Below are 12,067 nucleotides of genomic sequence, written 5' to 3'. Positions count from 1 at the left end.
CCGCGGACGGCTGTTCCCGGCCCGGCCCGCACGCGGGCCGGGCGGGTAGTAACGTCCGGGTCATGGATCAGCTGACCGGGGTGACGATCGAGGCCATCGACCTAGCGGCGTGGGCACCGCAGGCGCTCGATGTCCAGGCGGTGGCGTTCGGGCTGACGCCCGAGGAGGTCATGGTCCGGCTGCACATCGTCGGCCGGCACGCGCAGCAGCCCGGGGTCGTCGCGCTGGGCGCGCTGGTCGGCGGCCGGCTGGTCGGCTTCGGGTACGGGATGCCCAACCGGCGCGAGCACTGGTGGAGCTCCGTGATCGAGCCCTACCTGGTGGCCCGCGGCCACGGTGACTGGCTGGACGGGGTGTTCGCCGTCACCGAGCTGCACGTCCTGCCCGAGTTCCAGGGCCGGGGGGTCGGCTCCGCGCTGATCCGCACCCTCTGCGAGCGGTCCGGACTGGGCCGCAGCATCCTCTCCGCGATCGACGCCGAGACGCCCGCCCGGCGGCTCTACCGCGCGCTCGGCTACCAGGACCTCGCCCGCGCGGTGCACTTCCCGAACACCGACCGCCTCTACGCGGTGATGGGTGCCCACCTGCCCCTGCAGGCGCCGCCCGGGCGTGCTCAGAGCGCGCCCGCGAACTCCAGGTAGAGCTCGGCGTCCGGCCCGCGTCCGGCCGCCAGCGCGTCCAGTCCCAGCTCGACGGCGCGCACCAGCGTCCAGCCGCGCAGCCGCTCGCGGTCCACCTCCAGCGCGTCGGCGAGCTGGTGCAGCCGGCGCCGGACGGCCGCCGGGACGCCCGGTGAGCCGATCAGGGTGTCCGCCCGGTCCAGCGTCAGCCGGGCCAGGTCGTAGGCGCGTTCGCCGACCAGCGGCCGGGGGTCGATCGCGAGCCAGGGCGCGCGGTCGGCGGCCAGCACGTTGCCGTGGTGGAAGTCGCCGTGCAGCAGGAACTCCTCGGCGGCCGAGGCGGTCAGCCCGTCGGCGGTCTCCAGCGCCTCGGCGACCAGGGCGTCGGCCTCGGCGGCGCCGGGCAGTCCGCGGTGGCGGCGCAGGGCCTCGGCGGTGCCCGCCGTCCGGTCGGCGAGGGCGGGGAACGGGTGGTCCGCGGGGAGCGGCACCCAGAGCCGGTGCAGCAGGCTGGTCGCCTCCAGCATCGCCTTGGGCTCGGCCAGCGAGCGGAGCGGGATCCCGCCGTGCAGCCGCTCCAGCAGCAGCACCCCTTCGGCGGGGTCGGACTCCAGCAGCAGGACGGCGCCGCGGCCGGCCCAGACGGCGAGGGCGTCGGGTTCGCGGGCGGTCTCGGGGGTGCGCAGACCCACCTTGAGGACGGCGGGGGAGAGGTCGTCGCGGTGCACGTAGGCCACCAGGCTCAGGCTGCCGCCCGGGTCGAGGACCCGCTCCAGCGTGAGGTCCCGGAGGGCGAGCTGTGCGGCCACCCGGTCGGGCAGCTCCGCGAGCCAGCGCCGCCCCTCTTCGCCCCGTCCGGCGGCGCCGTGCGCCAGCCACTCGGGGACCGTGATCTTCCCTGGTGCTGCCGACATGCTGGCCTTCCGGTAGCCGTTCCCCCGTGGTGTTACCCGTCCATTGTCGGCCATGGGGGCGAAACCGCAGGTCAGTGGAGCGGACGGGGGAGGGCCCGGAGCGGCCCGTACGGGTGCCGCCGGCCGTCGGCGCGGGGGTGGAAGCGCAGGTCAGCGGTCGGCCCGGGGAGGGCGGGACCGCGGCGGCGATCCGGGTCCGGTCAGCCGGCGGGGGTGGCCGCCTGGGTCGGGGAGGTGCTTCCGGCGGCCGTCGGGGAGGCGGTCGGGGAGGCGGTCGGTGCGGTGTCGGGCAGGCCGGGGAACGCGGTGGGGGCGGCGCCCCAGCGGCGGGCCCGGAGGGCGCACTCGCGCAGCGCGTCGGTGGCGGTGGTCCGCTGGGCGGCGGGGACGGCGGCCACCAGGTCGGCGTAGACGGTGGTGAGCCGGGTCTCGATGTGGGCGGCGAGGCGGGCGGCGCCGGCCGCGTCGGCGACGGCGAACGGCAGCTGGTAGCCGGCGGCGGCGGCGCTCGGGGTGGCGCCGGCCGCGCCGAGCAGCCGCTGCCAGGCGTCCCGGCGGTTCTGGTGGGCGGCGAGCGCGGTGCGGGCGTCGGTGCGCTGCTGGTCCTCGGGCAGACGGGCGCCCACCACGCCGTAGCCGTAGACCGCGGCGTGCTCGGCGCCGAGTGCCGTCTGGAAGGCGGCGACCGTCTCGGTACCGGCGGGGGCGCCGGACGCCGGGCCGCCGGACGCGGACGGACCGGAGGCGGACGGACCGGACGCGGAGGGCGCGGGTGCGGAGGGGGCGGCCGACCCGGAGCCGGTCGCGGCGGGCCCCGTGGGCGGGTCGGTCGGTCCCGGGGCCGGCACGGTTGGCGGCGGGGCGTCCCCGAGGGCGACGGCGTGCAGCACCCCGGCCGTGGAGACCGAGGCGAGCAGCCGGGCCAGCTGCGGGGAGGCGGCACCGAGGTCGGCCAGCCGGCCCTGGGCGGTCTGCCGTTCCAGCGAGGCGAGCGTGGCGGCGCTGGTCACGGCGGAGCCGGAGCCGGCGGCCGGGGACGTGGCGGAGTCGGTGCCGGTGCCGGGGGTGGTGGAGGCGGTGCCGGCGGCCGGGGCGGCGGCGGAGCCGGACGGGGCCGCCGAGGCCTCCGGCAGCCCGGTGGCCAGCGCGGCCCGGTGCTGGACCACCTCGGCCCGCAACGGCTGGAGCTGCGCCGCCTGCCCGGCGCCCGGTCCGGCGAGCAGCGCGTCGTACCCGGCGAGCAGGGTGTCGGTGGCGGCGACGGCACGCAGCCGGACCGGCTCGTCCGGATCGGGGCGGCGGCGCTCGCCGCCGGTGCCGCCGGTGCCGGTACCGGGCTCGTCGGTGCAGGCGGTGAGGGCTCCGCCGGCGGTGAGGAGCAGCCCGAGGGCCAGGAAGGTCCGTCGGCTGGGCGGCTGCATCGGCGTCACTCCGGGGCGTGTACGGGAGGACGGCCTGCCCGCCTGCCCTCGTTGGCGTGAATGATTACAGAATCCTCACGTCCCCGGGCGCGGATTGCGTTGCCGGCCCGGCCGCCGGGCCGGTGTGACCTTGCTCGCACCACCGCCGGGCCGGGCGGCCGCGCCCCGTCCGGAATCGGTGGATGGGCGCATCACCGGCTAGGCTTTGGGCCGAGCTGCCGCGACCCGGTGTGCGCCGGACCGGCGCCCGGGGGTGCGGAGCGCCCTTCCGACAACAGCACACGCGGCCGAGGAGTCCACCCGGATGAGCACCACCCACACCGACCGGCTGCGCGCGTTGCTGGAGCCGCTGGCCGCGCAGGCGGGCCTGGACCTGGAGGACGTCAAGGTCACCCAGGCCGGCAGCCGCCGCCAGGTGCAGATCGACGTGGACGCCGACGGCGGCGTGGACCTGGACGCCATCGCGGAGTTCAGCCGGGTGGTCGGTGAGGCCCTGGACGAGTCGGACGTGATGGGCTCCGGCGCGTACGTGCTGGAGGTCGGTTCGCCGGGCGCGGAGCGTCCGCTGGTCGCGCCGCGGCACTGGATCCGCGCCGAGGGCCGACTGGCCAAGGTCCACCTGGTCGACGGCGGGGAGATCGTCGCCCGGGTGCTGTCGGCCGACGAGGACGGCGCGCTGGTCGAGGTGCAGCCCGTGAAGGGCCGCGGCCGGCCGAAGGAGCGCCGGCTGGAGTACACCGAGGTCGACCGGGCGCGCGTCCAGGTGGAGTTCAACCGCAAGGACGAGCAGCTCCTCGACGAGGCCCCGGACTTCGCGGACGACTCCGAGGACGCGGACGACGTCCTGGCGGACGACGCCTCGGAGGAGGGGGACGACGGTGCGGAGTGAGGACCTGCGCACCGACCGCACCATGACGAACGTGACGAAAGACGAGGAGGCGTAGCCGTGGACATCGACATGAGTGCCCTGCGCACGCTGGTCAGCGAGAAGAACATCCCCTTCGACCTGGTGGTCGAGTCGATCGAGTCGGCCCTCCTCACCGCGTACCACCGCACCGAGGGCTCGCGCCGCCGGGCCCGTGCCGAGCTGGACCGCAAGACCGGCCACGTGACGGTGTGGGCCACCGAGGACCCGGCGGAGCTGGACGAGGGCGTCGAGCCGAAGGAGTTCGACGACACCCCGAGCGGCTTCGGCCGGATCGCGTCCAGCATCGGCATGCAGGTGATGATGCAGCGGCTGCGCGACGCCGCCGACGACCAGACCTTCGGCGAGTACGCGGGCAAGGAGGGCGACATCGTCACCGGTGTCGTCCAGCAGGGCAACGACCCGAAGAACGTGCTGGTCGACATCGGCAAGCTGGAGGCCATCCTGCCGCCGCAGGAGCAGGTCCCGGGTGAGGACTACCGGCACGGCACCCGTCTCAAGTGCTACGTCGTGGCGGTCCGCCGGGGCGTCCGCGGGGCGTCGGTGACGCTGTCCCGGACCCACCCGAGCCTGGTCAAGAAGCTCTTCGCGCTGGAGGTCCCGGAGATCGCGGACGGCAGCGTGGAGATCGCGGCGATCGCCCGCGAGGCCGGCCACCGCACCAAGATCGCGGTCTGGTCGCGCCGTCAGGGCCTGAACGCCAAGGGCGCCTGCATCGGCCCGATGGGCTCCCGGGTGCGCGCGGTGATGGGCGAGCTGCACGGCGAGAAGATCGACATCGTCGACTGGTCGGAGGACCCGCGCGAGATGGTCGCCGCCGCGCTGTCCCCCGCACGGGTGACCAGCGTGGAGATCGTGGACCTCCAGCAGCGCTCCGCACGGGTGATCGTGCCGGACTACCAGCTGTCGCTCGCGATCGGCAAGGAGGGGCAGAACGCCCGCCTCGCCGCCCGTCTCACCGGCTGGCGGATCGACATCCGCCCGGACACCGAGGGGCAGTCCGAGGACCGTCCCGAGGCCGGCGGTCGGGAATCCTCGGCCGAGTAGTCGGCGTTGTACCAGCCTCCCGCCGGTCCTCCCCGGATCGGCGGGGCGGCGCCATGTCCCTTCGGAGGGGTAGACTTGCCTTTGTCTGGCCGGACGCATGTCCGAGCACGCCCGGAACGCACCTGCGTGGGCTGCCGCAAGCGCGCGGCCAAGCACCAGCTGTTGCGTGTCACGGCGGTCGAGGGCGTCTGCGTCCCCGATCCCCGTGGCGCACTGCCGGGCCGGGGCGCACACCTGCACCCCGAACCGGCCTGCCTCGACCTCGCGGTCCGCAGACGGGCGTTCCCCCGGGCCTTCCGGCTCCAGGGCGCGCTCGACACCGAGCGGCTCCGCGAGTACATCGGGGAACGGGCGGGCGACACCCCGGAGCCCTGAGCTTCCCAGGCCAGGTCCGGTGGGGCACCCCCTCGTGACGGCCGCCGCTCGCGCGGCGGAGAACCACCGCAACAAGCACGGCAGACGGGCAGCCGCACGCCGTGCCACCAGTCAGGTACCTCGCGATGTGGAAGTAGGTCGAGATTGCGATGAGCACTCGATGAGTACGCGATGAGTACGCGATGGGTACGCCCATGAAGTAGCGACGGTCCGGCGGACGAGACCCCCCGGACTCATAGACAGGAGTGAAGTGGCTAAGGTCCGGGTTTACGAACTCGCCAAGGAGCTTGGTTTGGAGAGCAAGGCCGTGATGGCCAAGCTCACCGAGCTGGGTGAGTTCGTCCGTTCGGCGTCCTCGACCATCGAGGCGCCGGTCGTACGCAAGTTGACTGACGCGCTGGGAGTGGCCCCCACCGGTGGTGGTTCCGCTGCCAAGCCGGGCCCGCGGAAGCCCGCGGCGCCCCAGCCCGCCGGCGGCTCCGCCGCCGGTGCGGCCGCACCCAGGCCGGGTGCGCCCACCCCGGGACCGCGGCCCGCCGCGGCTCCGGGTCCCCGTCCGACCCCGGCCGCCGCGGCTCCCGCCGCCCCGGCCGCCCCCGCCGCGCCGAAGCCGGCCGGCGCCCCCGCACCGGGCCCGCGCCCGGCGCGTCCGGCCGCTCCCGCGGCCCCGGCCGCCCCGGCGGCCGAGTTCTCCTCGCCGGCCCCCGTGTCCGGCGAGACCCAGGCTCCGCAGGCCCCGCAGGCCCCGCGCCCGGCCTCGCAGGCCCCGCGTCCGGCCGGCGGTGCCCCCGCCGGCGGCGGCGCCCGTCCGGGCCCGCGCCCGGCCGGCCCGCGTCCGGGCAACAACCCGTTCACCTCGGGCAGTGCGACCGGCATGGCCCGCCCCGGTGACCGTCGTGCGGCCGCGCCCGGTGCGCGTCCGGCCGGTCCGGGCGGCCAGGGCGGCGACCGTCCGCGTCCCGGTGGCGACCGTCCGCGTCCGGGTGGCGCTCCCGGTGCCCAGGGTGCCGGTGCCCCCCGTCCGGGTGGCGACCGTCCGCGTCCGGGCGGTGCCGGTGCTCCCGGTGGCGGCGCCCCGCGTCCCGGTGGCGACCGTCCGCGTCCGGGTGGCGCTCCCGGTGCCCAGGGTGCCGGTGCCCCCCGTCCGGGTGGCGCCCCGCGTCCCGACGGCATGCCGCGTCCGGCCGGCCCGCGTCCGACCCCGTCGGGCATGCCGCGTCCGAACCCGGGCATGATGCCCCAGCGTCCGGCCGGTCCGGGCCCGCGTCCCGGCCCGGGTGGCCGTGGTCCGGGTGGCCCCGGCGGCCGTCCGGGCGGTCCGGGTGGCGCCGGTGGCGCCCGTCCCGGCTTCGCCGGTCGTCCGGCCGGTCCGGGCTCGCGTCCGGCCGGTGGCGGCTTCGGCGGCCCCCGTCCCGGTGGCGGTGCCCCGGGTGGCGGCGGCGGCTTCGGTCCGCGTCCCGGCGGCTTCGGCGGCCGTCCCGGCGGCCCGGCCGGCCGTGGTGGCACGCAGGGTGCGTTCGGCCGTGGCCCCGGTGGCCGTCCGGCCCGTGGTCGCAAGTCGAAGCGGGCGAAGCGCCAGGAGTACGAGGCCATGCAGGCCCCGTCCGTCGGCGGTGTGATGCTGCCCCGCGGCAACGGCCAGACCGTTCGCCTGTCCAGCGGCGCCTCGCTGATGGACTTCGCGGAGAAGATCAACGCCAACCCGGCCGCGCTCGTCTCCGTCATGTTCAACCTGGGTGAGATGGTCACCGCGACCCAGTCGGTCTCCGACGCCACGCTGCAGCTGCTGGCGGACGAGATGGGCTTCGTCCTGGAGATCGTCAGCCGGGACGACGAGGACCGCGAGCTGCTGGAGTCGTTCGACATCGACTTCGGTGCCGACGAGGGCGACGAGGACCAGCTGGCCGCGCGCCCGCCGGTCGTCACCGTCATGGGTCACGTCGACCACGGTAAGACCCGCCTGCTGGACGCGATCCGCAAGTCCAACGTGGTGGCCGGCGAGGCCGGTGGCATCACCCAGCACATCGGTGCCTACCAGGTGGCGACGACGGTGAACGGCGAAGAGCGCCCGATCACCTTCCTCGACACCCCGGGTCACGAGGCGTTCTCCGCCATGCGTGCCCGTGGTGCCAAGTCCACCGACATCGCGATCCTGGTGGTCGCGGCCAACGACGGTGTCATGCCGCAGACGGTCGAGGCGCTCAACCACGCCAAGGCCGCGGGTGTGCCGATCGTGGTCGCCGTCAACAAGATCGACGTCGAGGGCGCCGACCCGACCAAGGTCCGCGGTCAGCTGACCGAGTTCGGTCTGGTGGCCGAGGAGTACGGCGGCGACACCATGTTCGTCGACATCTCCGCGCGCCAGGGTCTCAACATCGACCAGCTGCTGGAGGCCGTGGTCCTGACCGCGGACGCCTCGCTCGACCTGCGGGCCAACCCCGACCAGGACGCGCAGGGCATCGCGATCGAGGCCCACCTCGACAAGGGCCGCGGCGCCATGGCGACCGTGCTCGTGCAGCGCGGTACCCTCCGCGTCGGTGACTCGATCGTGGTCGGCGACGCCTACGGCCGCGTCCGCGCGATGCTGGACGAGAACGGCAACAGCCTCGCCGAGGCCGGTCCGTCCCGCCCGGTGCTGCTGCTCGGTCTGACCTCGGTGCCCCGCGCCGGCGACAGCTTCATCGTCGTCGACGAGGACCGCACCGCCCGTCAGATCGCCGAGAAGCGCTCGGCCCGCGACCGCAACGCCGCCTTCGCGCAGCGTCGGGTCCGGGTGTCCCTGGAGGACCTGGACAAGGCCATCGCCGCCGGCTCCATCGAGCAGCTCAACCTCATCATCAAGGGTGACGTCTCCGGTTCGGTCGAGGCCCTTGAGGACGCCCTCGTCAAGCTGGACGTCGGCGAGGAGGTCGAGCTCCGGGTCCTGCACCGCGGTGTGGGTGCCATCACCGAGTCCGACGTGGACCTGGCGATGGGCTCGGACGCCATCATCATCGGCTTCAACGTGCGCGCGGAGGGTCGTGCGCGCGCCGCGGCCGACAAGGAAGGCGTGGACGTCCGGTACTACTCGGTCATCTACCAGGCGATCGAGGAGATCGAGAACGCCCTCAAGGGCATGCTCAAGCCGGAGTACGAGGAGGTTCGCCTCGGCTCCGCGGAGATCCGCGAGGTGTTCCGCTCCTCCAAGTTCGGCAACATCGCCGGTGTCCTGGTCCGCGAGGGCCTGCTGCGCCGCAACGCCAAGGCCCGCCTCATCCGCGACGGCAAGGTCGTGGCGGAGAGCCTCACCATCGAGGGTCTGCGCCGCTTCAAGGACGACGCGACCGAGGTCCGCGAGGGCTTCGAGGCCGGTGTCACGCTCGGGTCGTTCAACGACATCAAGGTCGAGGACGTCATCGAGACCTACGAGATGCGCGAGAAGCCGCGCGCGTAAGCGAGTGGTGTCCGGGGCCGGTCGACGGGTGGAATTCCCGTCGACCGGCCCCGGTCTCGCTGTGTAGGGTCCAGGGACACCGGGCACTCCCCGGCACCAGCCCGGTCCAGGGCTGTCCCCGAGGCCTCCAGGTCGGCGAGACCTGTCACACATGTTCGTGGGAACACTCACTTTCGACCTGCTGTTGGGCGAGGTCCACTCGCTCAAGGAGAAGCGGTCGATCGTGCGGCCCATCGTGGCCGAACTGCAGCGCAAGTACAGCGTGTGCGCTGCCGAGACCGGGAACCAGGATCTGCACCGCAGGGCCGAGATCGGCCTCGCGGTGGTGTCCGGCGAAGCCGGGTACGTCACCGAGGTCCTGGACAGCTGTGAGCGGTTGGTCGCCGGCCGCCCCGAGGTTCAGCTGCTCTCCGCCAGGAGGCGCTACCACAACGACGACGATGAATGAGATCTGCGGAGCGGACCGGTGCGAGTCGCCGTTCTCACACAGATCAGGACCGAGAGCGCCCACAAGGCTGGGCGCGGGCCGGTACTTTGGGGCAGGGGCCCCGACGGGCGCGCAGCATGCCCGAGTACCCGGCCCACTGCACGAGGAGGCAACGTGACCGACACCGCAAGGGCGCGCAAGCTCGCCGACCGCATCCAGGTGGTCGTCGCCCAGACCCTGGAGCGGCGGGTCAAGGACCCGCGTCTGGGGTTCGTGACCATCACCGACGCGCGGGTGACCGGTGACCTTCGCGAGGCCACCGTCTTCTACACCGTCTACGGTGACGACGCCGAGCGCGAGGCCACGGCCGCCGCGCTGGAGAGCGCCAAGGGCGTGCTCCGCTCCGAGGTCGGCAAGCAGACCGGGGTGCGTTTCACCCCGACGCTGACCTTCGTCGCGGACGCGCTGCCGGAGAACGCCCGGAACATCGACGACCTGCTCGACCGGGCCCGGGCCATCGACGCGGCGGTGCGCACCACCGCCGCGGGCGCGGCCTACGCCGGAGACGCGGACCCGTACAAGGTCCCGGCGTCCGAGCGTGACGACGAGGACGAGTAGTCATGGCGGGTGAGCCGGCGGAGGCCGGTTCGACAACCGGTACGGCCACGGCCGGTACGGCCACGGGGGCATCCTCCACCGACACGGTGGAGGGTGCCCTCGCGGTGCTTCCGGGGCCGCGTGCCGAGGAGAGCGGCTTCGAGCTGGTCTGGCAGCAGGTGGTCGCCGAGATCGGGCGGGCCCGCTCCATCGACCTGGTCTGCCACATCTGCCCGGACGGCGACGCGCTCGGTTCGGCCCTGGCCGCCGGGCTGGCGCTGCGCGGCCTCGGCAAGGAGGTGCGGGTCTCCTTCGGCGACGACCCGCAGGTCGTGCCCGAGTCGTTGGCGTTCCTGCCCGGCCAGGAGCTGATCGTGCCCGCCTCGGAGGTGCCCGGCACCCCGGAGCTGGTGCTCTGCTTCGACGTGGCCGCGGAGAGCCGGCTCGGCCTGCTGCACGCCAAGGCGTTCGCGGCGCCGGTGCTGGTGGTCTTCGACCACCACGCCTCCAACCCCGGCTTCGGCACCCACCAGCTGATCGACCCGGGCGCCCCGGCCACCGCCGTCCTGGTGGACGAGCTGCTGCGGCGGCTCGGCGTCGAGCTGGACCAGGACCTGGCCACCTGCGTGTACACCGGGGTCGCCACCGACACCGGCTCGTTCAGGTACCGGGCGACCACGCCCGCCACCCACGAACTCGCCGCCCGGCTGCTGGCCACCGGCATCCGGCAGGACCTGATCTCCCGGCAGCTGTGGGACACCTCCTCCTTCGGCTACCTCAAAGTGCTGGCCGGTGCGCTCGACCGGGCCGTCTACGAGCCGGCCGCGGCCGACGGGCTCGGCCTGGTGTGGACCTGGGTGCCGTACCAGGACCTCGTGCTGTTCAGCGTCACCGTCGAGGAGATCGAGGGCCTGATCGACATCCTGCGCCGCCCGGCCGAGGCCGAGGTGGCGCTGGTGCTCAAGCAGGACCCGGACGGCACGCTGCGCGGCTCCTCCCGCTCCAAGGGCGCGGTGGACGTCGCCGCGGCCTGCACCGCGCTCGGCGGCGGCGGGCACACCTTCGCGGCCGGCTTCTCCGTCCGGGAGGACGTCGCCGCCGTGGTGGAGCGGTTCCGGGCCGCGCTGCGGCCCGTGTAGCCGGCCGCGGCGGGGCGGCGCGCGGTGCACCGGTGCGGTGGCGCCGTGCGGCGGGGCTCCGCGGCGGCGGCCGGGCGGTGCGCCCGCGCGCGCGACCGGTGCGGTCGGCGTGGCGCCGGCGGCCGTCCCGTGTAGTTGACCATCCTCAGAGAAAGAACCCGATGAAGCGCAAAGGCACCGGTCCGGACGGCCTGGTCATCGTCGACAAGCCGGAGGGCATCACCTCGCACGGGGTGGTCGCCAAGCTGCGGTGGCTGGCCGGGACGCGGAAGGTCGGCCACGCCGGCACCCTCGACCCGATGGCCACCGGGGTGCTGGTGATCGGCGTCGAGCGGGCCACCCGGCTGCTCGGCCACCTGATGCTCACCGCCAAGACCTACGAGGCGACCGTCCGGCTCGGCCAGACCACCGTCACCGACGACCGGGAGGGCGAGGTCACCGCCGCGACGCCGGCCGACGCGGTGCGCCGGGAGGACATCGACGCCGGGATCGCCGCCCTCACCGGCGAGATCATGCAGGTGCCGTCCAAGGTCAGCGCGATCAAGATCGACGGCAAGCGGTCCTACGCGCGGGTGCGCGAGGGCGAGGACTTCGAGCTCGCCGCCCGGCCCACCACGATCCACTCCTTCACCGTCCACGAGCAGCGCGCCGCCGTCGCCGAGGACGGCACGCCGGTGATCGACCTGGACGTCACCGTGGAGTGCTCCTCCGGCACCTACATCCGGGCGCTGGCCCGTGACCTCGGCGCCGCGCTCGGCGTCGGCGGGCACCTGACCGCGCTGCGGCGCACCAGGGTCGGCCCGTACGGGGTGGAGTCGGCGCGGACCCTGGAGCAGCTGGAGGAGGCGGTCACCGGAGGCGCCGAGGGCGCCGGGGCGCCGCTGGAGGTGCTGCCGATCGGTGCGGCCGCGGCGGCCGCCTTCCCGCGCTGGGACCTCGACGCCGACCAGGCGAAGCAGTTGTCGCACGGTGCCCGGCTGAAGGCGCCCGGGCTGGGTGTGGACGGGCCGATCGCGGTGTTCGGGCCGGACGGCGGGTTCCTCGCGCTGGTGGAGGAGAAGGGCGGCCAGGCCCGGCCGGTCGCGGTCTTCGTGGGCTGAGCGGGGTCCGACGGCGGGGCCCCGGGAGCTTTCGGCTCCCGGGGCCCTTTCCGGTGGGCGGGGTTCCCG

The 12,067-nt window shown here is 74.7% G+C and carries 11 protein-coding genes; 9 read left to right on the top strand and 2 right to left on the bottom strand.

Annotated elements, in window-relative coordinates; all coding sequences use genetic code 11:
• The first annotated feature begins 62 nt into the window (after window positions 1–62).
• Complete coding sequence (locus tag OG550_RS12755) at window positions 63–641, top strand: GNAT family N-acetyltransferase (RefSeq protein ID WP_327677035.1); 579 nt, start codon at window positions 63–65, stop codon at window positions 639–641.
• Here the strand turns inward: OG550_RS12755 and OG550_RS12750 are convergent.
• Together OG550_RS12750 and OG550_RS12745 are read right to left on the bottom strand one after the other, a co-directional pair.
• The gene (locus OG550_RS12750; protein ID WP_327677033.1) at window positions 614–1,534 is read right to left on the bottom strand and encodes an aminoglycoside phosphotransferase family protein; all 921 of its coding nucleotides are present in this window, start codon (window positions 1,532–1,534) and stop codon (window positions 614–616) included. The two genes, OG550_RS12755 and OG550_RS12750, sit on opposite strands and share 28 nt — an antisense overlap.
• A 200-nt stretch (window positions 1,535–1,734) precedes the next feature.
• Entirely contained in the window at window positions 1,735–2,955 is a 1,221-nt protein-coding gene (locus OG550_RS12745; protein WP_327677030.1) for a ferritin-like domain-containing protein, read from the bottom strand.
• A 304-nt stretch (window positions 2,956–3,259) separates the two neighbouring features.
• Here OG550_RS12745 and rimP point away from each other — a divergent pair, with 304 nt between their 5' ends.
• The 8 genes from rimP to truB all read left to right on the top strand — a co-directional run bounded on the left by rimP (window position 3,260) and on the right by truB (window position 11,998).
• Complete coding sequence (gene rimP / locus OG550_RS12740; protein ID WP_327677028.1) at window positions 3,260–3,844, top strand: ribosome maturation factor RimP; 585 nt, start codon at window positions 3,260–3,262, stop codon at window positions 3,842–3,844.
• Window positions 3,845–3,901: 57 nt separating this feature from the next.
• Window positions 3,902–4,927 carry a transcription termination factor NusA gene (gene nusA, locus OG550_RS12735; protein WP_327677026.1) on the top strand — a complete coding sequence of 342 codons (1,026 nt, stop codon included), beginning with the start codon at window positions 3,902–3,904 and terminating at the stop codon, window positions 4,925–4,927.
• Window positions 4,928–5,008: 81 nt separating this feature from the next.
• Window positions 5,009–5,302: a YlxR family protein gene (locus OG550_RS12730; RefSeq protein WP_327683838.1), complete on the top strand. Its 294-nt coding sequence runs from the start codon at window positions 5,009–5,011 to the stop codon at window positions 5,300–5,302.
• A 250-nt stretch (window positions 5,303–5,552) separates the two neighbouring features.
• Window positions 5,553–8,735: a translation initiation factor IF-2 gene (gene infB / locus OG550_RS12725; RefSeq protein ID WP_327677024.1), complete on the top strand. Its 3,183-nt coding sequence runs from the start codon at window positions 5,553–5,555 to the stop codon at window positions 8,733–8,735.
• A gap of 151 nt (window positions 8,736–8,886) precedes the next feature.
• Complete coding sequence (locus tag OG550_RS12720; RefSeq protein ID WP_327677022.1) at window positions 8,887–9,183, top strand: DUF503 domain-containing protein; 297 nt, start codon at window positions 8,887–8,889, stop codon at window positions 9,181–9,183.
• Window positions 9,184–9,336: 153 nt separating this feature from the next.
• Entirely contained in the window at window positions 9,337–9,780 is a 444-nt protein-coding gene (rbfA, locus tag OG550_RS12715) for a 30S ribosome-binding factor RbfA (RefSeq protein WP_327677020.1), read from the top strand.
• Between the two features lie 2 nt (window positions 9,781–9,782).
• Window positions 9,783–10,898, top strand: coding sequence for a DHH family phosphoesterase (locus tag OG550_RS12710; RefSeq protein WP_327677018.1), 1,116 nt, complete (start codon window positions 9,783–9,785; stop codon window positions 10,896–10,898).
• Window positions 10,899–11,059: 161 nt separating this feature from the next.
• Entirely contained in the window at window positions 11,060–11,998 is a 939-nt protein-coding gene (gene truB, locus OG550_RS12705) for a tRNA pseudouridine(55) synthase TruB (RefSeq protein WP_327677016.1), read from the top strand.
• Window positions 11,999–12,067 lie beyond the last annotated feature (69 nt).

The organism is Kitasatospora sp. NBC_00458, assembly GCF_036013975.1.
In the GTDB taxonomy this organism is placed as follows: Bacteria; Actinomycetota; Actinomycetes; order Streptomycetales; family Streptomycetaceae; genus Kitasatospora.
The sequence above is the reverse complement of the archived record's forward strand: the minus strand, read 5'-3'. Positions and strand labels throughout refer to the sequence as shown.